General features: G+C 42.3%; 21 protein-coding genes and 1 pseudogene. 6 read left to right on the plus strand and 16 right to left on the minus strand.

Going from position 1 to position 21,898, the window contains the following annotated elements:
* Window positions 1–375: 375 nt before the first annotated feature.
* A complete protein-coding gene (locus tag JHU38_RS03445; RefSeq protein WP_107580994.1) occupies window positions 376–765 on the minus strand; it encodes a mobilization protein in 390 nt (129 codons plus the stop codon).
* Between the two features lie 187 nt (window positions 766–952).
* On the opposite strand from JHU38_RS03445, the gene JHU38_RS03450 reads away from it, so the two are divergent.
* Window positions 953–2,554: a relaxase/mobilization nuclease domain-containing protein gene (locus JHU38_RS03450; protein ID WP_107580995.1), complete on the plus strand. Its 1,602-nt coding sequence runs from the start codon at window positions 953–955 to the stop codon at window positions 2,552–2,554.
* Between the two features lie 7 nt (window positions 2,555–2,561).
* Here JHU38_RS03450 and JHU38_RS03455 read toward each other — a convergent pair whose 3' ends face one another.
* The 11 genes from JHU38_RS03455 to JHU38_RS03510 all read right to left on the minus strand — a co-directional run bounded on the left by JHU38_RS03455 (window position 2,562) and on the right by JHU38_RS03510 (window position 11,201).
* A complete protein-coding gene (locus JHU38_RS03455) occupies window positions 2,562–3,257 on the minus strand; it encodes a hypothetical protein (protein WP_232369822.1) in 696 nt (231 codons plus the stop codon).
* Window positions 3,258–3,448: 191 nt separating this feature from the next.
* A complete protein-coding gene (locus JHU38_RS03460; RefSeq protein WP_107580997.1) occupies window positions 3,449–4,912 on the minus strand; it encodes a hypothetical protein in 1,464 nt (487 codons plus the stop codon).
* A 264-nt stretch (window positions 4,913–5,176) separates the two neighbouring features.
* Entirely contained in the window at window positions 5,177–5,461 is a 285-nt protein-coding gene (locus JHU38_RS03470) for a DUF3127 domain-containing protein (protein WP_107580998.1), read from the minus strand.
* A 19-nt stretch (window positions 5,462–5,480) separates the two neighbouring features.
* The gene (locus JHU38_RS03475) at window positions 5,481–6,152 is read right to left on the minus strand and encodes a hypothetical protein (RefSeq protein WP_107580999.1); all 672 of its coding nucleotides are present in this window, start codon (window positions 6,150–6,152) and stop codon (window positions 5,481–5,483) included.
* 249 nt (window positions 6,153–6,401) lie between these two features.
* Window positions 6,402–6,887 carry a hypothetical protein gene (locus tag JHU38_RS03480; RefSeq protein ID WP_107581001.1) on the minus strand — a complete coding sequence of 162 codons (486 nt, stop codon included), beginning with the start codon at window positions 6,885–6,887 and terminating at the stop codon, window positions 6,402–6,404.
* A complete protein-coding gene (locus JHU38_RS03485) occupies window positions 6,880–7,566 on the minus strand; it encodes a ParA family protein (RefSeq protein ID WP_107581002.1) in 687 nt (228 codons plus the stop codon). The genes JHU38_RS03480 and JHU38_RS03485 overlap by 8 nt, the downstream gene beginning before the upstream one ends.
* An 11-nt stretch (window positions 7,567–7,577) precedes the next feature.
* The gene (locus JHU38_RS03490; RefSeq protein WP_232369823.1) at window positions 7,578–8,084 is read right to left on the minus strand and encodes a hypothetical protein; all 507 of its coding nucleotides are present in this window, start codon (window positions 8,082–8,084) and stop codon (window positions 7,578–7,580) included.
* A 448-nt stretch (window positions 8,085–8,532) separates the two neighbouring features.
* Window positions 8,533–9,807 carry a type II toxin-antitoxin system HipA family toxin gene (locus tag JHU38_RS03495; RefSeq protein ID WP_107581004.1) on the minus strand — a complete coding sequence of 425 codons (1,275 nt, stop codon included), beginning with the start codon at window positions 9,805–9,807 and terminating at the stop codon, window positions 8,533–8,535.
* 3 nt (window positions 9,808–9,810) lie between these two features.
* Window positions 9,811–10,128 (minus strand): helix-turn-helix domain-containing protein, encoded by a 318-nt coding sequence (locus JHU38_RS03500; protein ID WP_107581005.1) that lies wholly within the window; start codon window positions 10,126–10,128, stop codon window positions 9,811–9,813.
* 65 nt (window positions 10,129–10,193) lie between these two features.
* On the minus strand, window positions 10,194–10,823 hold the full coding sequence (locus tag JHU38_RS03505) for a hypothetical protein (protein WP_107581006.1): 630 nt from the start codon (window positions 10,821–10,823) through the stop codon (window positions 10,194–10,196).
* A 147-nt stretch (window positions 10,824–10,970) separates the two neighbouring features.
* Window positions 10,971–11,201 (minus strand): hypothetical protein, encoded by a 231-nt coding sequence (locus tag JHU38_RS03510; RefSeq protein ID WP_107581007.1) that lies wholly within the window; start codon window positions 11,199–11,201, stop codon window positions 10,971–10,973.
* Window positions 11,202–11,347: 146 nt separating this feature from the next.
* Here JHU38_RS03510 and JHU38_RS12495 point away from each other — a divergent pair, with 146 nt between their 5' ends.
* Window positions 11,348–11,476, plus strand: coding sequence for a hypothetical protein (locus tag JHU38_RS12495; RefSeq protein WP_255414278.1), 129 nt, complete (start codon window positions 11,348–11,350; stop codon window positions 11,474–11,476).
* Window positions 11,477–11,546: 70 nt separating this feature from the next.
* On the opposite strand, the gene JHU38_RS03515 is transcribed toward JHU38_RS12495, so the two are convergent.
* The 4 genes from JHU38_RS03515 to JHU38_RS03530 all read right to left on the minus strand — a co-directional run bounded on the left by JHU38_RS03515 (window position 11,547) and on the right by JHU38_RS03530 (window position 14,261).
* On the minus strand, window positions 11,547–11,714 hold the full coding sequence (locus tag JHU38_RS03515) for a hypothetical protein (protein WP_199222634.1): 168 nt from the start codon (window positions 11,712–11,714) through the stop codon (window positions 11,547–11,549).
* Window positions 11,715–11,742: 28 nt separating this feature from the next.
* Window positions 11,743–12,465, minus strand: a complete 723-nt coding sequence (locus tag JHU38_RS03520) for a hypothetical protein (RefSeq protein WP_107581009.1) — start codon at window positions 12,463–12,465, stop codon at window positions 11,743–11,745.
* Window positions 12,458–12,757, minus strand: coding sequence for a DUF3853 family protein (locus JHU38_RS03525; protein WP_107581010.1), 300 nt, complete (start codon window positions 12,755–12,757; stop codon window positions 12,458–12,460). The genes JHU38_RS03520 and JHU38_RS03525 overlap by 8 nt, the downstream gene beginning before the upstream one ends.
* A gap of 193 nt (window positions 12,758–12,950) precedes the next feature.
* Entirely contained in the window at window positions 12,951–14,261 is a 1,311-nt protein-coding gene (locus tag JHU38_RS03530; protein WP_107581011.1) for a site-specific integrase, read from the minus strand.
* 729 nt (window positions 14,262–14,990) lie between these two features.
* Between JHU38_RS03530 and JHU38_RS03535 the strand changes: the two are divergent.
* The 4 genes and pseudogenes from JHU38_RS03535 (at window position 14,991) to JHU38_RS03550 (ending at window position 21,888) form a co-directional block, all read left to right on the plus strand.
* Window positions 14,991–18,247 (plus strand): annotated as a pseudogene (locus tag JHU38_RS03535) (SusC/RagA family TonB-linked outer membrane protein).
* Between the two features lie 12 nt (window positions 18,248–18,259).
* A complete protein-coding gene (locus tag JHU38_RS03540; RefSeq protein WP_107581013.1) occupies window positions 18,260–19,702 on the plus strand; it encodes a RagB/SusD family nutrient uptake outer membrane protein in 1,443 nt (480 codons plus the stop codon).
* Between the two features lie 16 nt (window positions 19,703–19,718).
* On the plus strand, window positions 19,719–20,423 hold the full coding sequence (locus JHU38_RS03545) for a DUF4843 domain-containing protein (RefSeq protein WP_107582282.1): 705 nt from the start codon (window positions 19,719–19,721) through the stop codon (window positions 20,421–20,423).
* 43 nt (window positions 20,424–20,466) lie between these two features.
* Window positions 20,467–21,888, plus strand: coding sequence for a PKD-like domain-containing protein (locus tag JHU38_RS03550; protein WP_107581014.1), 1,422 nt, complete (start codon window positions 20,467–20,469; stop codon window positions 21,886–21,888).
* The last annotated feature ends 10 nt before the right edge of the window (window positions 21,889–21,898 follow it).

Below are 21,898 nucleotides of genomic sequence, written 5' to 3' on the forward strand. Positions count from 1 at the left end.
AAATTGTTTGTAAAGCATATATCTTGTTTTTATGGTTGTTTGCTATTTTGCTTTTATGATTTGTAAACTTCATAATTGTTTGTAAAGCATATATCTTGTTTTTATGGTTGTTTGTTATTTTGCTTTTATGGTAAACATAAAAACATATAGGCTAAACGGATGTAATCTAAGTTTCCAAGACGAAATCAGAGAGGATTGGTGAAAATGAGACGTAAATCCTGTGGACAAATGGATAGAAATAAGGCATAGAAAATGTGTAGCAAGTTGTACCTTTAGGCGCCTATTTTTCAAATCAGCACATAAAGGTTACTTGCCCACAGAAGTGGGAGAAATATCGTCGCAACTCCGATATTAGGACAAAAAATGATGCCTTTTTTAGATTTCCAGCAATCTTTTGAAGATGTCAGATTGCTGTTTTTTTATGTTGTTCATCATTTTTTTTAGATCAGAGACATGAGGGAGAATAATCTCTTCGTAGTATTCCTTGCCTAATTCTCCTTTGTAAATTAGTTCATTTGCACGTTTGGTAATTTGATTAAGATTTATTCCTTGCTTAGATATTTCGTGATTAAATTCGGTTATCAAATCAGCTAATTTGTTCAGAGATTCAATACGTTTTACTGTGCCTTTATCATTAAATTGAGCTACCGCATCACGAATCATAGCTGCCATTTGGTTGTAATTTTTTGCTTTATTCTTGAATAATTCCAACTCTTTATTGTTTAGGTGGAGATTGATACGATTTATTCTTTTGTCTTCTTTCATGCGATGTTTTTTGAAATTCCTAACCAAAGATACAAATTTTAGGCGAGCCTATCGAACTAAAATTCAACTAAAAATGCTATATTTGCAGCATAGTTTCGATGCACTTTAATTTATTGACCAGTGCAGTGTGGCAGAAAGTCTCCTTGGTCATTTTTAGCGAAGCTATCTTTACATCAATTAAAGTGCAATGATAGCAACTATTCTCCATTCAAGCAGCACATTTAATGCTGTCAATTATAACGAAAGAAAGGTGTCTAAGGGTACAGCCGAACTCTTAGAGATTTCTAATTTTGACTATCTTCAAAAGACAGGAAACATAACTGCTGCCAATCTGCAGGAATATCTGATTAAGTATTCGTCTATCAATCAGAACATAAAGAATACCCAGTTTCATGTTTCTATCTCATGCAAGAAGCAAGAATATACACATGATCAACTACTTGATATTGCGCATCAGTATTTGAAAGAAATGGGTTATGCCACCAAGGGGCAACCTGTCTTAATCTATGCACACCATGATACAGGTAATAACCATATCCATATTGTTACAAGTAGAGTGAATCCACAAGGCAAGAAGATAGAGCATGACAACGAGCGGTTACGCTCACAGGTTATCATCAATAAAATTATAGGAATTGAGCCAAAACGTGAAGTGAAGGGTATCATTCAAAAGGCTAAGGAATACTCATTTGCTACGTTGGGACAATTTCAGGCTATTTTGGAAAGTAATGGATATGAGAGTTATGTGGAAGATGACAAACTCAATATTAAAAAAGGAGGTACTGTCCTGGATAATATTTCCATCAAGGATATAGAGTTGGCTATAACGAAGAAAACAAAAGAAGAAAGTAGTAAGCAGCGCAAAAGACTAAAGGCTATTCTTTTAAAATACAAGGAACTGACTTCTAACAAAGAAGATCTCAATAAGATGCTGAAAAAGAAATTGGGTATATCGCTTGTCTTTGTAGGAAAAAAAGATGCTCCCTATGGATATATGGTGGTGGATCACAAAAACAAGGCTGTGTATAAAGGTAGTGAAGTCTTAGATATTAAGACTTTGCTTGCGTTTAAGCAACAGGAGAATATATCAGTCGGAGAACGTGAAAAGACTATTTTAGAGTTTGTACATAAGTTGATTGAGGAAAACGATAAACTTACTATTGGTAAAGTAAATAAGTCGCTATGGTGGAAATATAAAGTGAATATCTATCATGATGGATATATCAGAGATAAGCAGCGCAAAATTTCGATTGCCGTTGAAGAGAAAGATTTTTCTATTTTACGCAAGAATTTTAGGAGGCAATGGATTCAAGAATTCAATCCAGCGACCGAAGAAGAGAGGACTATCCTATGCAAGTTTGGGCATATCGAAGATGAAAGTGTTATTCAGATAAATCCTGATAAAAATAAAGAAAAGATAGATGGTACCGTTAATCAAATCCGGGAGATTTTGGGTACGGCGGAAAAAGGACACTTATATGATGACTTGCATAATGCCAAGATCCTTATATTCAGGAAAGAGGAATCGGTATATGCTGTTGATATGGGTAATTCCACAATCGTTAATCTACGAGATACGAATATAGACTTATCCCCATTGATGAAGCATGAGAGAGGGACGGTTGCGAAGGTACAGCCGACAAACCCACAACAAACAAATTCCCAACATATCAATACAGAGAATCTGTTACGTCCGACTGGCTCTGATCATCATTCTAACCGTGAGTGGGAAGTTGGAGGAGGAAGCAACTGGGATGATATAGATGATGAAAGAAGATTTAAGCGATAAACAAGAACTACCATTCGACTATAGGTCTTGATTGGTCTGCTGGTGCAAAAATTCTGTCAAGGTTTTGATGAGATAACAGCGTTTCGTCTAAGAAAGATATGAAGATGGTGGCAGAATTGGTTATTCCCATTATAACCTTCATATTCCCTGTTTGCCATTCTGCTTTTGGCAAGATTGCACCTGAATAGCATAAGTTGAACCAACAAACAGGTAATTGACGAAACAATTCTTTTTTGCGCAGAGGCTGTAATTTAGCTATGGGGTATTCTTTGGTTGGTGTGCCATACTTTTTGGATAGATAGGATTCTAAAGTCTCTGTTAGGCTAACCAGTTGGTTATGGAGTTCAATGTTATATACATCAAACATACATTGATTCTTGGGTAAATGCTGTTGTTCATATAAGCCAGCTGGCATATAACATAGGTTATCATTGATATCATAATATGGGGTTTTGATAGTAACAGAAACTAAATTGTTTTCAAGAGAATAGGTCTGGCCTGTAAAGAAAAGTGGGAATGTTTCTTTCGTATAATTATCATAGTCAGTCCCTCCAATACCTGCAGCAGGAGAAATAAGGTCAGCAACATCGAAAGTAATACCATTGATGGAAATAAGATATTTCGACAGCAAGGAACTGGAGTCCGTTACCTCTGTAGCCTCTTTCATTTTTTGTGTTTGATCCCAATACTCATCAAAGTTCATTCCCAAATGATAGTAACCAAGGATAGGCTCTTGTGGCTTATTGACAGTATTTTCTTGTGCAAAGGCTGTACACGAAAACAGGACTGATAGGATTAGCAGGCAGTACCGATAAAACATAATTTATAACTTTTGATTAATGACTACAAAGATAAGGCTATGATGTGGATTTTTATTATTATTTGTCAACTATTTCATTCACTGGAGTCAAAAACTGATGAAATCAGGGTATCGTAGGTGCGATGAGCGAGTGATGATAGTATGGCACTGCGTTCTTTGCAAGATGGTAGAGTACAGAAATATCCTCCAATGGTATTGTGAATTGGATATTCGGGTAGAGGATAACTATTATAGCTTGCTGAAATGACGTATTCACCACTTTTCTGCTTGCGAATAACTACATCAGAATAAGAAAGTTCATAATTAAATTTCAGGTTAAGAAAACTTTCTTGCAACCCTAACTTATATAGTGGAATATCTTTCGGACTATTCACTACTAATAGAGAATGGGTATCTCTCAATATTTCGAGTTGGGGACGAGACAATAATGCAACGGTTCGACCACGCAAGCCAAATAAGCTACACTCATATAACAGTACCTCCTTCTGAAAGGTAACAACGTCAATGGCATCATCGTCAAAAGTTAGGTAAGAATCTTCTACTTGAATAAAAATAATGGTGTCTGACGAGACAACACATTTCTTATCAAGAAAAAGCTTATACAATGCCGTATTATGTATTCTTTGATTTCTAAGGGTTTGTGACTGGGCTTGTATAAGGTTTACCATATAAGGAAGCTGGGGCTCTACTACTCCTGATAAATTGTCTAACAGAGTAAGCCCTGTATGACTGAAATTCCATTCATGCTCTTTGACTAATTCTATCAGTTCAGTATTGTCGATGCGCACAGAAACAGATTTTGCATCAATGATAAGTGAAGTAATACGTATCTCTCTGATAAATCCGACTTCCTCTATTGTAATAGGAGCTGTTATAATGGGATAGGTCAGACTTTCCTGACCGACAACCATTCGTAGATAGTCCAGTATCTGTTGGATAGTTACTGGAGGTTGAACACTGATTTGTGGAAGATTTCCTGCATTGTAATATTCTACATTGAGTCGTAGTTTCTGCAATATCTTTGCTCCGTAGGGAGAAATAATCATATACGAATAGATGCTATCTCCATCAGAGAAATCGGTAATTTCCCATCCAAGCGTAAGGTATAGCTTATCGGTATCGTTACCAATGACAACAAAAGAAGTGCCTACATCAAAAAGCACAAGTGCCTTCTCTGTGTTTTCCAAAGAATCTACAAGATTTGGCAATTGGTCAGCATCTATCCCTCCTGTCATAATAACTGGAGCATCAGGATTGAGCATAACAGACTTTTGAGAGAAGACTGATCCACTCTCCTCTGCAGCCTTTACATCGGCAGCTGGGGTTTCTTTCTTCTTTTGGTCAGCAATCTTTCGGTCTTCGTCGGCATCGTATTGGGTGAAACTGCCTAATTCGTCCTTGATGTCCACCTCCTGCTCCTCAACGTGAGCAACGGCAACAACTTCACCTGACTTGTCAAAGTAGAGATCATGGACAATATTATATCCATAATAGCCAATATATCCAATAATGATAACGGTCATGAATGTTCCAAACATAGACACAAATAAATTTTAGATTTCTTTGTTTTTTGCAAAATTTCAAAGTTCAAATAAAGGTCTTTGCAAAAACGATTACAAAAGTATGGGATTAGAGTCAAAATACAATAAAATTTGTAGTATTTATACTACTAAGGGAAAAAACTAACTTGTTCATGGCTTTTTCTGTGGTTAAATGGTTTAATTATCTACATAATGCAACAGAAAGAAAACGGACAACACTTTTCGTGCTGTCCGTATCTATCATTTATTTGCTTTCGTTGGTTAGGCTTGCTGTTGCTCCTTCACCACCTCCCATGGACGGTTCGAAGGATAGTAGCTACCATTCTTCTCAGTGTAGCGTGCGTTGTATTTCACGTCTACCATATCGCCAACATGAAGGTCGTATTTATTGATATTCTCTTCGCCAAAAGTCTCAAGCACCCAATGTTCAGGGTATTGCTGACCTTGTTCCTCGACCACCCATTGCTGGGAAGCCCACTTTCCTCTCTGACTTTCGCCAGTTCTGGTCTCGCCTATGGCGATGACCTTACCTTTGCATTGTGACATAATTGTTTGTTTTAATTTATTAACCATGAATATTCTTTCTTCTAAGCTCGGTGAATATTTGATCTTCTGCTTCACCGTTCTCTGTAACAAATTCTAATGGATAATATACTATGAAGGGGAGTTGTATAGTGAATCCCATTTTCTGTGCCTCTGCCTCGATATTGGCATGACGGCGTGTCTCATCATCAATATATACATCCGTACCATTGTGATCAACTTCATATCTGCATCTTTTCAGACGATCTCGCATATGATATTTCTTTTTATTGGGGAAGAGTTTTATCTTTGTTTTCTGATTGAGACCAAAGACGGCTCTTGCCCGCTCTTTCTTGATGAGACGGACCCTTGCTTCAGACATTATCTTACAAGTTTTCTCACGACTACGTTTTTGGAAACCTTTTGTAGCTGCATCGTTGATGGCACAATGTACAGAAGAAACCGATATGTTCAACTTGTCGGCAATCGTTCGATACGAACAATTTTCGCTCATTCTAAGAATATTTGCCTCCAAAGATGGGAATATCTTTCGTTTAGCACACTCTTTCTTTAATCCCAGTTCACGAGCTTTAATCTTCACATAAGGGATAGATACTCCAAGGGTATTTGCCAACTTGCGATTACTTACATGTGCATAGTTCTCGACCAAGAATTTTATCTTGTCGGCATTCCATATAGTTGCAATTCTACTCATAGCGTTTATTTTTTTCTATATGCTTGCCAAGTACACTGTCTGTCTTAGCAGGAGACAAAGGCTGTTTAGTACTCTCCATGTAGAGTTGCTGTCCCTGTTCGTACAGTCGATGACCTGTCGATTTGACCTGATCACCAATGACGCCTATCCATGTGATGCACGCAATGACCGTAATTATAAGCCATTTGATGCATTTGGAAACAGCTTTTTTGCCAAGATGATGAAAGTACTTGCTAAGCATTCTCGATGTTATAATAAGGACTTACCTGTAACCTTATATTGACTGAATTCTTTTTTGTAGTGCAGTACGAAACTGTGAAGAATAGCATTGATGATGGTTTGAGTGGAATATCCCCCGACCGCATATTTACGAAATGTTGCAAGAATATCCTTATTTACTTTACAAAGAGTCATATTGCCATCTTTCCCTACTATCTTAGGTGAGTTGTCCTCTTCTTCGCACTGGCTACAGAAGGCAGTCCAAAGCGCATCACCATCTACCATTACCGAAACCGGAGCTGGTGGCAGAGCTTTCGTCAGCTTTTGTTTTTTAGTCCTTTTCGGTGCTACTGGAACAGGAGCAGGTTTAGTAAGAGTTTCGGTTTCCTTACTCTCTTCTTGTAGCGAAGAAACTTCCTTTTGCCCATGAATATCCTGGAGCATCCCTTCTAATGTGCCTGGCAATTGCATCATATTCGATGCAGAGTCAGCTATATCTGATTTGTACTTAGTCATTGTCTGCTATATTATATATGGTCTTGTAAATAAAATCGAAGCAACGTTTGGTGTGTTTTGCCACCTTATCATTGTTGCCAATGGTGTTGTATCGTTCCAAGTCGGCATAACTGCCAACACGAGGAGCAAGAATGCCAAACTTCTGAAAGTATTCATCCACGATCTTCCATGCTTTCAGTTCGCTGTTTTTGCCTACTCGCACATCGTATTTGTTGCAGACGAAAATGAATTCTGCCTTGATTTGTGGGTGAGCTTGACGCAAACGGAATACCGTAAGGATAAAAGCACGAGTGGAATCTATCGTATTGAGGTCATAGTGATATGGGCAGATAATGTAATCAGCATTAATCAAGAGCTGGAGCATACCGTCCTGGGTTAAGCTACCCGGTGTGTCGATCACTGTTGTGCCTGGCAGTGTACGCAAATTCTGCATGATGGTGCGAGTATTTTCAGGACTCTTAATGGTCATAGACTGTACTACATAAGGTACATCTTCCTGTCTGCGCAAATCGTCCTTACGACGACCCGAAAAAGTCTGTTGTGGGTCGGCATCAATAACAAGTAATGGCACCTTTCTGTCAACAGAAAGATAGTTCGCAAACAAGCCACATAGCGTAGTCTTACCGACTCCTCCTTTTTGATTGGCAAACAGGACTATTCTGTTTTCTTGTTGTTCCATCGTCAGTCCTCCTAATTGATTTTGGTAAAACCTTGCTCTGGCACATAGCCGATACTGATAGACAGATCAGAGGGCTGCACGTCGATGTTTGTTGTTTGGTTACGGATAACCTTCTCGTCTTTGTACACCTTGGCATGGACACTTACTTTACCCTCCTGTCTGTCAGAATTGGTAAGAATAAGTGAGGCGGAAAATGACGAATAAGATCCTTTAATTTGAGCAGATGCAGTGGAAAACGGACTCTTCTCATAGTGTTGCTCCCAAATCATATTCACATCCTTACCTGTCGAGGTGTGAATATCCTTGCCTTTACCTTTCAAGTCCCAGACATTAAAGGAAAGGAACGGATCGAACTTGGCATAGTCACCTGACATAGAGATTTCCATTCTGATGACAGAGTTTTTGGAATCAATAGCCTCAATGCCATCATCGGAACTATTTGAGCCGCACGAGATAAAAAACACAGGCAAAGACAGATTCACTGCCATTGCAACAACCATAAAATAATGTTTCTTCATTTTTATCATATTTAAATACACGTTACTAAACTATGCCCCTAACAGGGCGTGATTGTTGCGGTTTTAAGAAAAACCTGCTAAAACAACAATCTCCATAGTTTGGTAGGTCACTTGGACAAACGTCCATTGGAGAGGGACCCCATAACATGTAATTCGCTCACAACAGTACAAGTCTGCCTTAACACCCGAACAATGGGGGAGAGCAATTAATATGATAGTGCAAAGATAGGTAAAATCTGTCTAAGTTGCAAGGAAAATGCGTTTATTTTTTGTTTTACATAAAAATAAAAATCTTGTTTGGAAAATTTTATGCTTATTTGTAATACATATATTTTGTTTTTATGGGTGTTTGTTGTTTTGCCTTTATGGTAAACATAAAAACATTATTTATGCTCTTATACTGTATAAACTAAAGGGAAAATGTATGAAATATCTCCATCGTTTAACCTCACCGACAAAGTCCTGCCCCATATTGAAATTCCATACCTTGTTCAAAACGATTCGTAAAGTGTGTGATTTCTCGTCGGGGAAGTCCTATGTCCTCTGCCATATTCTCCCAGTACTTCATGTTTCTTGTTACGTCCTTGATAATACCTCTTGCTGTCGTTTCATCCAACATATAAAACTCATGGGCATTATAAAGACTATTGAGAGAACTATCGTTCGAATTGGCATCAATAAGCAATGCCTGAAACATACCGTTCGTTGGGTTTATGTCGTAAGCAGGGGACAATTCCCAGCCTTCCTTACCAAGCAGGAACGAATGATTTCTAAAGTGATCGTCGGTATTACCAATGCAGATATTAAAGGCTACTCGCTTATATAGCTCTTCTAAATTAGTCTCTATGTAGTTGCCACCTCCTGAAACGATAAAGTCCACAATATCCAAATAGCCTTTTCCTGTTCTTTGTCCGTCGCCATCAGTGAGTCCAAGAACGGTAAGAGAAGATGCCATGTGGATTCTCTTGTTTTCTGCGGTTCTGTCAAACCTCTTAGATAGAAGTATATCCTGACCTGTGCCTGCCTTTATTACTTTTGTTTCTGCTACATTGATACCACATTCTTTAGCCATCAGATGCGCGAAGTGTTCCCATCGAGATACGTTGATGTCATCATTGATGGAAGGGAATTTGGCAAGATAAAGATGATTGCCACTTTGCACACAAGCTTTTGGACGTGCTCCACCCATTGAGGAACCAGGTTGGAAAAGCCTTTGTACCCATTTCTTTTCAGGCTCTAAATGCTTATACTCACTTTTCTCAATCTCCTTAGCAGCTTGTAAAAGTTCATCAATGTGTATGGCAGGCGGAACGCTGTAACCAGGCGTAGAGCTGATAAATGCTCCGCTATCTGGGTCCTGAAAGCGAAACCCACCCATACGCAGCTCATCTTCCACGCCTTTGAGATAGTCCCAATCAGATAAGGTATGGCTTGCTTTCCCTTCTGTTTCTAGTGAAGTACGCAAGTCTATCAGTCGCCGCCCCCATCTGTCAGGGAGAGCATCAGAAAAACAACCGAAGATGTGGTTATCTCGGCTATATTGTACCCCAGGATATGGGCGGAGGTCTTTCCCAAAGTCAATTTTAGGAAAGGTTTTGAGCCAGTTTTTATTAAACTCAAAAGAAAATACGTCAGAGCCTCTTAGGTATTCATGCCCAAGAATGCCTACTTTCTCTTCCTTATCCATCCAGTCGAAACTGGCTATCACATCTATTTTTTCCATGTGTTATCTTTTTGAAGCTCGTTTCTTATTCTTAATACCTAGGTCCTGTACCATGTGCCCCAACTTATCGTCTTTAGCCAAATGGAGTATATCCTCTTCAAGCTGCAGAGCATTGAGTACTCTCATAACAACACCAAGAGAAACCGTAGGCTCTCCTTTTTCTAAACGTGAGAGAGTAAGCCTTGTGCATTGCGCACGTTGTGCAACCTGATCCATTGTCAGATCTCTTCGTAATCGGGCAAGGCGGAATTGCTCTCCCACTACATTCAGTTTCTCTTGCAGTGATCTGGTCATCCAGTTGGCTTTGGTGAATTTTGTCATAATGTATCTTTTGCGGTGCAAAGATACAATAAAATGTTTAGTTTATAATACTTTATTTGTTTTTCTTATAATATTTCTTCATACCACCGTTTTCTCCACTGGTCGATGCCATCTGAAAGTTGTTCTTTGATATATTTGTTCAATTCATTGAATAGTGGCTGAAAGTCTTTGTCATCTATGGTAAAGTTCCATTCAAAATCCACTGGCATAATGTATTTGCTATAAATCTCAATTCCTGGTAATAGATATTCTGCAACCTTTTTTACCGAGTCAAAATATTTTGCGTAAAAGAAGAATTGACTATCTTCCCATGTCTTAAAGTAATAGTTACCTACATTATCCTTTTCAAGATGCAGATCAATGACAAATCCATGTTGAGGAAAATCTACTTTTGTTATCTTACATCCATACTTTGTTACCTCCTCAATGAGCCTGTAGTTCATTGGGATTGTAGGGCATTTTTTTACTGTCTCCAAGTCTGGATCACCATAAGTATCTATGAAATCCCATGAAAGCCATAGGGCTAGCTTGTTAAACGGAACAACTTCCTTCTCTCTGCAAAGAAAAATGGTATCTTCCATAGTTTGCTCACACGTTTTCATTCCAAACTGTCCTCCTTCATCTGATATTACTGGATATACATTTTGCACGGGTATCTGACACTTACGGCAGGAAGCGTTTATACCGTCTTTCATGTCTGTAATAATAAACAAGCTGCCTACTTGCAAATAAAAGCTGCCCCGATATAGGACTATTGGGTAAGGACGATCTAACTTTATAATAGAATGTTCCACCATATAATGTTGTTATTATTGAAGAGTTATTTATGTTTTAAAGAAGATTTATAGTTGTGGTTTCAACCACGCTGTTATACCATTCCTGTGTTCATCATTGTCATCAGGAAAGTCAAGAACAATATGATCAACAACAAAAGGATCATCTGTCAAATCCCAAATGTAGACCAAATCTCCGACGCAAGGTCTGAAATCCATTTCACGCTTCATTTTATAAGTTTCACCACTGGCGTCACCATTAAGGTCGACACAAAATTCTACATGTATTTTTTCAGTCATACTATTCCTTTCTATTTGTGATAATTTATATTAAGGGATTATTGGTGTCATTTGTTTTTATTGTTTTTACTTGTTTTTACTCTATGCACTGCATCATATCGATTATGACAATGCTGACATAAAGCACGGAGGTTATCGGGACTACAATGCTCTGGAGTGTGGTCAAGATGAGCTATTGTAAGAACAACACGTGCCAAACGACCAGTTCGCTCGTTGTAGCGAAAGGTATGGTTTCCCACACCACAGAACTCACACCTGTCTCCAGCACGTTCTAATATTTTCTCCCTAATCTTTTTCCAGTTCTTGGGATATAGCTTCCTGTTTTCGAGTTTGATGGGCATAATTTTATAATTTTGTTGTTGCTTCAACAAGTGCTGGGCGAACACGGTCTAACAAAGTTCTTGCATGGATGACACGAGGATCTTTCCTTTCTGATGTATGCAGTGTATAATCAGACAGAAGTTTCTCTATAATGTTAAGTTCGCCCCATTCTGTAATTTCTACTTTTGTCATATCTTATCCCTTTATTTGTTTATTCAAACTAATCCGCAGTCCATCCTGCTTGAATATACTCATTCAGCTCCTTTATGTAATTATCTCTTGCTTGGTACGATGGAAAAGAAAAAAGATACTTCTCGTTACAAGTAAAAACAAATTTTAGTTTCTTTCCTACTATGTCGCTATAATCTTTGATTATGCTCAAGAACTTTTTAGCGGTGGAGTAAACATCCAGCAAGGGAACACAGAAAAAACAAGGTTGTTCATCTGTTTCAAGATAATACTTATCTGGCTCATGATACGTGATGAATAAATATATTTTTATGATGTCATCTGCTGGGGGCAGTATAATGCAACCATACTCTTGAAAAGCAAATGCAGTGGAAAGAGGACTAAATGGTGGTGCATAATCAATCTCGTCTGTTTTATCATCTATATGTACCCTTGAATAGAAATTATTCTCAAAATAATAGTATAGGCTGGTCAGGTTAACCTTCTCGCCTTCGTGAATATGGTTACACCCCATACACCCTGTTGTTTCAGTACAGATAGTTCTACCTATATCTTCTGTCGATGTGGCAATGATTGGATATGCTTCTTGACTACGGTGATAGCCTAATACTTTCTTTCCATCCACAATTTCATCGGAGTCTTCATCCGTAACTACGAACAGAACTCCAACTTGTAGATATAATTTTCCCTCGAAAGAAACGAGAGGATATGGCTTGTCTTGTTTATAGATTGCCGTAGATGTATTTCTACTCATGATTTTGGGGTTTTAATAAATTGTATATCATGCTTTTGTCAAACCAGTAGGTAGCACCAATTTTCCTGATAGCAGGATCGAGCTTGCCACTCTTCACAAGGCGGCATACAGTTGGTACACTACAATGCAAATACTTTGCAAGGTTCTTATATCCTGATAACCACACATCTTCATCGAACAGGTGTTCTGATGCTGTATCTGCGCTGGGTCGATATTCCTTCATAAGATTAACGAAATCCTTTACGGATAATTCCGCCAATGGTGTTTGTAAGAATGCTTCTGATAGTTCCATATTTTACACTTTAATACGTTAAAACATAATGATGACCTTTTGGCTTGAGAGTCATTTGTCGTAGCGAAAATTGTATTAAAGGATGTCGGGAGGAAAGCTATCCACTTATTCGACAAATGTATTAAAGTGTCTCGAAACGACATTACAAAGATAATAAATTTTATTTCATACAAGGTATCTTACCTTCTGATTTTTAATTATCGAACTGCTTCATATATTCAGACTTCACTTCGTCCGCTATATCAATATAAGGTTTCATCGCTTTATAGTCACTATGACCAGTCCACTTCATTACAACACTGGGGGGGATGCCTTTAGCTAAAGCTGTGCAAATGAAAGTACGTCGTCCGCAGTGTGTACCGATAAGCTCATATTTGGGGTGTACTTCGTCGACTCGCTTATTTCCCTCATAGTGGGTTGATTTGATAGATTCATCTATGCCTGCCAACTTACAAAGTGTATGCAGGTGTTTGTTCATCTTTTGATTACTTACTACCGGCAAAACCTTCTTGTTAGGAAAATGTATTTCGGCATACTTATCCAGTATAGCTTGTGCCTTTGAATTGATTTCTATGAGAAGACGATCAGAAGTCTTGACGGTTACTATCTCTATCTTTCCATTATGTATATCATCCCATGTAAGGTTGCAAGCATCCGAGTAACGTAAGCCAGTGTAGCAAGTGAAGAGAAATACATCACGTACAGGACCGAGGGCTACATACTTGTCAGGTATTTGAAATGTTTCAAGCGTATTCAGTTCTTCTGCTGTCAAGAACACAACACGTTTGGTCGCATTTTTCAACTTTGGCTTGTAGTATTCAAATGTATGGTTTGTATGATAGCCTTTTTCGTAGCACCAACGCAAGAACCACCGCAAGAAACCGAGTTGCTTGTTGATGGTGCTGTTTTTCATACCTTTTTTGCCAAGATAATCAATAAAGTTGGCTATGCCATCTTCATCAAACTTGTCAAAGGTGAGCTTTTTGTCGAAAGTAAATAGATGATTCCGAAGGGCAGCAAATTTTTCGTGGGTTGCAGAAGTCCAGTCATTCAGTTTTCCATTGACTTTGACAAATTCATCAAAATACTTCCATAAGCCCTTATCTTTCGTCCCGTTCCTTTTTTTATCCACTTGTTGAACAATTAGAGTTCTATCTTTATTCTTGTTCTGCTGTGCAGTTTGTGTGTGAGAGGAACGTTGCTTAGCGAAAGATTTACGAAGTTCAGGTACTGTCGGTACCACATTTCGTAGTTCGTATTCTCGAAATACTGCTATCATATCTGTCAACATCTGCAAAAGTTGATCATTTCGGTCAGTAGCCATGGCAACATTAGAGTTTAAGGGTAATACACGCTGTTGCACATCGTCCCAATACTCCTTGTTCAAAACGATTCCTGTCTGAAAATCCACCCTGCAACCATTGTACGAAACACGCATACGAAGTCTGCTTCCAGCATTACGCTGGTTTTGGATAGAGAATTTAATCGTTCGCTTGATGATCATATCTGATAACTTTTATTTCAAAGTTAATCAAATCCATCATCTTTTACCTATCTTTTGACCCACTTTTTGGCTGAAAAATGGTTTTGTAAAAATATTTTTTTTAATGATTGGGCGAATTATATTAGTGAAGGAATTTTTGAACTCCTTATTCTTGACCCACCGCTTGACCCACTTTTGGAGGCGGATTATTGGAACTATCATTATCAAGAAAACAATATATTTTCAAAACATATCAACAAGGAGTTGATTTTCAAGATGTTTTGATATTATTTGATAATGAAGTTAAATGATTTTGTATTATATTCTTTATCCCTCTCTCTCCGCAAACAAGGGTGTAAATCAGCAAGTCACGTGATTTATACCTTTTTTATTATATCTCCAAATTTACAATCAACACAGGCCATCTGTAGGTGTCATAGACTTCGATATAGAGGATTATCGGCCACTTTTAACTATGCTACAATTGATATATTTAAAAAAATGACAGGATAATTCAATTTTATTGAAAGAAAATGCACGAATTATCATATTTGTTTTATAATTTTTCAGCCATTCACACGAAATATGTGATACTTTTAAACAACTAAATAAATTTTACTTACAGAAAGAAAGATTGTTTTCATCAGCTATCAATAGCTCTCCCTGAAAGAAAAGCGCTATCAACGCACGTTGCTTTCAATAGGAGAACTATTGTTTTCAAATTAAAATCTCCATAATTATAAGAGAAAGATGCAGAAGATAAAATTCATCCAACGCATGTGGATTGTCCTTTTCCTGAACATCCTATGCAGCGGTCCCCTATGTCTTCCCGCGCTCGCTCAGGAGGCAAACGAAGCGAAAGTAACCCTTTCACTGCACAATGCCACCATAGAAGAGTTTGCAACGGAGGTAGCCAAACAGACAGGGCTGACCATTTCGTATGACGATAACGACGTGAAAACCCTTAAAGGCATCACATTTGATGTGCGCAATCAGTCGTTATCGAGTTTGCTGTTGACATTGAGCAATCAGCTTCCGTTATCCTACAGCTTGGAAGGCAATGCGCTGAGGCTGGCTAAAAAAGAACCCGCCCAACGCAAAACCGGCATTTACGGGCAGGTGACGGATGAGCACGGCGAACCTCTGATCGGTGCCATCATTCGCGTAGAAGGCGTGAATGGCGGCTACGTCACCGACATCAATGGCGAATATCAGATTCAAACCGATAAGAAAGAAGCCCATATCACTGTTTCGTCCATCGGCTATCGCACGGTGACAAAAACAGTAAGGAATGGTTCTTCGGCCAATTTCGTCATGCGGGAGGACACACGAGAGATTCAGGAAGTAGTGGTAACAGGCTATGTAACGAAGAATAAGAATTCATTCACGGGCGCACAGGTTGCGGTTAACCGCGAGCAACTGATGAACATGGGCACCAAGAACGTGTTGCAAAGCCTGTCGGCTTTCGTGCCAGGCATGGTCGTTTTGGAAGACAACCTGACCGGTTCGGACCCCAATAAACTGGCCGACATCAACATCCGTGGCCGTGCGACTTTCGAAGGACAGGCCAATATGCCCGTATTCGTGGTAGACGGTTCTCAGGTCTCGGCAGAGTATGTCTACGACATGGATATGAACGACATCGAATCGGTGACGGTACTCAAGGACGCTTCGGCCTCCGCCCTGTATGGCGCCAAAGCTTCGGCGGGTGTCATCGTCATTACCACAAAGGCTTTGAAGGGTGGCAAACTGAAACTCAACTACAGCGGAACACTCCGTCTCTCTACCCCAGACTTGCACGATTATCATTTGCTCAACGCCAGCCAAAAGCTGGAATACGAGCGCCTGGCAGGCCTGTTTACCGACAGCGACCCCTCCCGTCAATATACCTTAGACCGAGAATACGCACGGTTGTTCAACGAGGTGCAGCGGGGCGTTGACACCGATTGGCTGTCAACCCCCCTTCGCAATGCCATTTCGCAATCGCACAGTGTGAGCATAGATGGCGGTGACGAGCGGGCCAAATACAACCTGGGCGTGCGCTACGGTAAGGACGCCGGCGTAATGAAAGGTTCTGACCGCACACGCCTTTCGACGAACTTCAAATTGTCTTACAACGTGTCGGGCAAATTCTTCGTATCGAATACAGCCACCGTCTCCTCGATAACCAGCAACAATTCGCCTTACGGCGACTTCTCTACATGGGTGCAACAGAACCCTTACGAGAACCCGTACGACGCGGAGGGAGAGTTGCGGATGTCTTTCTATCATGATATGGCGAACCCTCTTTACGAGGCATCCTTGGGCAGCTACGGCAAGAGCAACACCTTCGACTTCCTCAACACAACGAACGTACAGGTGTGGTTTGGCGAGAAATTCCGTTTGGACGGCGACTTCTCCGTCGAACGGAGCAAGCAAGACTCGCGACGCTTCGTTTCGCCATTCTCTTATAATGAGATACGTTCCAAGTCGTCAGACCAACGTGGCTCGTTGACGGACAGTTGGGTGAACACCACCACTTACCAGGGTAAAATGATGCTGTCTTACAACAATTACTTCATGAAAAAGCTCTTTCTCACGGCAATGGGCGGTAGCAGCATCGAGTCTTCTTCCATCGATGCGGCCGGGTATAGATCGATAGGGTTCTATTCCGACAAGCTCGGTCATCCGGGATTTGCGACCTCATACGACTTGACGGGACGCCCAACGGGTTCCGACACCCGTTCAACAGGCGTGGGCTTCTTCGTCAATGCCAACACGATATGGGACAACAAGTATTTCCTCGATTTGATTTACCGTTATGAAGGTTCGTCAAAGTTCGGCAAGAACAGCCGCTTCGCTCCTTTCTGGAGCGTGGGCGGCGGATGGAACCTGCACAACGAAACATTCATGAAAGGAAAGCCCATCCAGCTCTTGAAACTCCGTGCCAGCATAGGATATCTCGGCAACATCAGCTTCAACCCCTACCAGGCGCTAACGACCTACAGCTATAACAGCAACTACAATTACGGTAAGGGCACCGGCGCCACGCCGATAACCATCGGCAATCCCGACCTGAAATGGGAACGTACATTAAGCACCAACATCGGTGTAGACTTTACGGCTTTCCGTGGAAGACTGGACCTCTCGGCAGACTATTATATCAAGAACACCGACAACTTGCTTCTCGACATCACCAAAGCGCCGTCGGTCGGTGTGGCTACCTCGCGCGAGAATAATAGGAGAAGTGGAGAACAAAGGCTTTGAAATGCGCGTTCGCACCATCCCCATTCAAAATAAAGACTGGCAATGGTCGCTGGGTTTCACCTATTCGTACAACAAGAACAAAATCAAAAAAATCAGCAACGCGCTGCGCGAACAGAATGAGATAAACCTCGAAAAGGGCGGCGTGGCTCCGCTTCCCATATACGAGGAAGGCCAGTCTTTGACAGCCATCAAGGTGGTTCCGTCGGCAGGTATCGACCCCGTTACGGGCCAGGAGATATACATTAAGCGCGACGGTAGCTACACATTCGTGTACGATCCCAACGACAAAGTGATTTTCGGCGACACCAATCCCTATGGCATCGGAGCCGTAAACTCCTATCTCACCTATCCGCAACTTCGCTCTGAGCGCGTCGTTCCAGTATTCGTTCGGCGGTTCTTTGTACAACGAGACTCTGGCCTCGAAGGTAGAAGGAGCCGACCCAAGGTATAATGCCGACAGGAGAGTGTTGAGCGACCATTGGAAAGAAATGGGCACAATAGCCAAGTATAAGCGCATCGACGACACCACGACGCCCAACCAGACGTCGCGCTTCATACAGAAAAACAACTATCTGCGCATGAGCAGCCTGGCGCTGTCTTATGAGGTTCCGGTGACACTGATTCAAAAGTACGGCCTGAAACGCATGTACTTAGAGTTGCTGACAAACGACCTCTTCTATATCTCTACAGCCAAACGAGAGCGCGGCTTGTCCTATCCATACGATAGGAGTATAGAGTTTTCATTACGCTTTTCATTATAATAAAGGATAACGATGAAGAATATATTTAAATACACGTGTCTGGCCATGTCGGTTGCGCTGCTCGCTTCATGCAACGACTTCTTAGACGTACAGCCCAAAGGACAGCTGGAGCAAGACAAGATGTTCCAAGACTTGACGGGATTTGAGGACGCCATGTTTGGTATCTACGGCAAAATGGCCACCGGCGACCTCTACGGCGAGAACCTCTCATGGGGGCTTGTAGACGAAATCGGCCAGCAATTCGGCTATGACAACATTCAAGAACTTGCCTATCATTTCAACCATTACGACTACAGGTATCAGCAGGCGCGCAGCGCGATTGACAAGATCTGGTCGAACCAGTATCAGGCCATCTCTTATATTAATAATGTGTTGGAACATGCCGACCGTGCGAATTTCGCACCGACGGAAATCAGATGGATGAAAGGCGAGTGCTATGGGCTGCGTGCTTTCCTGCACTTTGACATCGCACGCCTGTTCTGCAACGACTATACCCGGAGCGACGCGGCCACACAGGGCTTGCCCTACGCCACCACTTTCGACTTGAAAAACAAGCCGAAATACACGCTCTTCGAGACCTATCGCCTTATTCTCCGCGATTTGGACACGGCCGACTCTCTGCTTGTAGACGACAACGACATCAGCTTCGACGGTGATTACCAGCGCGATTACCGCAAAGGCCGTGTGATGCTGTTCAACAAATACGTCGTAAAAGCCACCAAAGCCCGTGTATATTATGCCATGGGGAACTATACTGAAGCGGCACGATACGCACGCGAAGTGATTGCGGCAAACAACTTGTTTCAGTTAAACACCGGCACCACCATCGACCGTGTGATGCGCTTTCCTGCCGAAAAGGAAATAATTTTCGGCTTATATAACAATTCGAAAGCAGACGCCCTCCGCTCGGCTTTCCTTCGTACCACGGGCAGGGGAAACTTTGTGGAGGCGCGAAGAGACTTGCGCGAGCTCTACGAAACCGCCTCTTTCACGGCTTTAAGTTCCGACCTTCGCTATAGCGCCTTCTTCCGAGAGAACGCTTCGGGCAGTACCTATACGTTCAGCTTCGTGCGTCTTTTACAAAATGACGCAGAGGTTTCATCCAAGGCTTTGAAGGGGTTTGTGCTGATCAGTCTGCCCGAGATGTATTACATCTTGAGTGAAAGCGTCTACGACGGTAATCCTACAGAAGCCGTCAGCCTGCTGAATCAGGTAAGAAGGAGCCGCGGACTGACTGCCGTCGACCCGGCCAAAGTGGCGACGAAAGACTTGTTCATCCAAGAGATGGCACGCGAAAGGACGCGTGAATTTCCTGGAATGGGCCAGACTTTCTATGCGCTGAAGCATTATAACCGCAGCTTCACCGACTTCAGGAATGTCAACACCTACCAGCCTTCCGACGAGATTTTCAATCTGCCATGGCCCGATCGTGAGATAGAATATGGCAATAAATAACCCAAACGCACACAACATGTATAAAATCATCCATAAAATATTTGTCCTGGGCCTGGCCATGACGCTCTGGCAGGCATGTTCTTCCATCGACTATGACGGCGAGTATTCCAAGAACGGCGAATACAATGAGAAGAACCAGGTGTATTTCGATATAGAGAATGCCGCCGATACGCTTTTCGACTACTCGTTCGGAACACAGCCGTCGAGCATGACTACCTACACGGTCAACGTGAGAGTGATGCTGGCCGGAAGACTGAAAAAGGAGCCACAGCACTTCAAGGTGGTTGCAGACCCTTCGAGTACGGCCAAGGAAGGCATTCATTATCAGCCGTTAGACAACGACCCGGTGATACCCGCAGACAGCGGCTCAGTCGTCTTTCCCGTAGTGCTCATACGCGAGAACCTAAGCGACACACACAACGACAGCATTCGTTTGTCGTTGCGCCTGCAGCCCACGGCCGACCTGGGCCTGCGCTTTCCCGACAAGACGAAGGTGAGCATCACCTACAACAACGTGCTAACCAAACCGTCATGGTGGGACAGCTATCTGGTTGCCTATTTTGGAATGCCACCCTATACGCCCGCGAAATATCGCATGCTGTTGTCTTTTTACAACTCCGACCCTCGGGAAATCGAACGAGCTATGAACAGGACGGGCATGGCGCAGCTGTACCGTAACGTTCAGAAAGTGATTGCTTATTTCAGGGAGCACCCCGAATAACACGATGCGCTCATCGTTAATTACAAATCAAGAGATGTTGACAATGAAAAAATACTTATGTTTAGCAGGATTGTTCGGGCTCTTATTGAGCTCGTGCATCCAAGACGACTCCACGTCAGGAAGCGACAACGTGTCGCAGTTGAGCTTGCAAACCCCTTTCGACAACACCTATACACTGAACCAGGGCGACACGCTCAGGCTGGCTCCGACAGTGGTGCAGACCAACGAGCAGCTGCCCGTTGCTTACGAATGGGAAGTGAACCATCAGAAAATATCCGACCAACCGCGTTTGGAGTACGTCTGTAAGACTTCTGGCACTTACCCCTGCCGCTTGAAGATTACCAACGGGAGAAACATCCAAGTGTATGAGTTCGCGTTGAATGTAGAGTTCGCTTACACGCAAGGCGTGTATCTCTTGGCCGAGAACAACCACCATGCCATCGTCACTTACGTTCCCTCCGAGGAGTCGAAGAAGCGTTCCGAGCTAGACGTCTTGGCAACCAACAATCCCGACATCAGCTTCGGCGAGCCTCGTTCCATGGCGTGGAACCGCACCATTGGCGGCCGTGCCAACGACGTGCTGGTATTGGCTGCGGGCAATCCCTCCACGATTTATCAGTTGGACGGCTACCAGATGATTTCCATCTTCAGAACCTCTACGACTGGGAAAGTGACGCAAATTGTGCGCAGTTCCGACGTCGGGACACCCCAATCCATGGTGTTTATCAACAAGTCGCTCTATTCGCTGGCGCTTAACTCCAACAACCTCGTGGCGCAAAGTGCCAAGTTCAACAACGCGGTTTCTTACACCACGCAACTGGCCGACGCCATGACGCCGTGGTGGAGAAACGACTTGTTCTACGCGCATGCCGACGCCTACTTCGACAACGCCCAAGGTGCCTTGCTGGCAAATGGCATCGAGACGACGGCCGTGCCCTTGCAAATCCTCAACGGAACCTTCACGGGCGACACGCTAGTAGGCATGGGTGGCGTCGACAGGTTGCGCTATCTGGCACTCATCACTTGCAACAAAGCCACGGGAAAGTTCTATCTCACCCACCTCTTCCCGGGCTATTTCTCGACAGATGCCAGCCGGCGCATCGCCCCCAACGTGCTTTACCGCGTGGAAATGCCTTCGTCGTCAGGAATTGCCAACGGTTCCGTTGTGCGCACGGCGGGCAGCAAAAACCTGATTTACTATTCTGCCGGCAACGCCGTCTACGCGCATAACGTGCTTGCGGGGAGCGCTTTCGCCACATCGCCCCTGTTCACGGTGGGCGATAGCTCGGAAGTGATAGCCGACATGGTGTTCTCCGACGATGACAACCTGCTCTACGTCGCCACTAACAATGCCGCTGCGGCGATGCCCGGAAGCCTTTACTGCTACGATGTTCAAACCAATTCGTTGCGGTGGTCCAGGCCAAACATCACGGGGCGAATAGTAAAAGCACTCTATCGAAATTAATCTCACAAAT

The sequence above is a fragment of the Prevotella illustrans genome, assembly GCF_017426725.1.
Classification (GTDB): Bacteria; Bacteroidota; Bacteroidia; order Bacteroidales; family Bacteroidaceae; genus Prevotella; species Prevotella illustrans.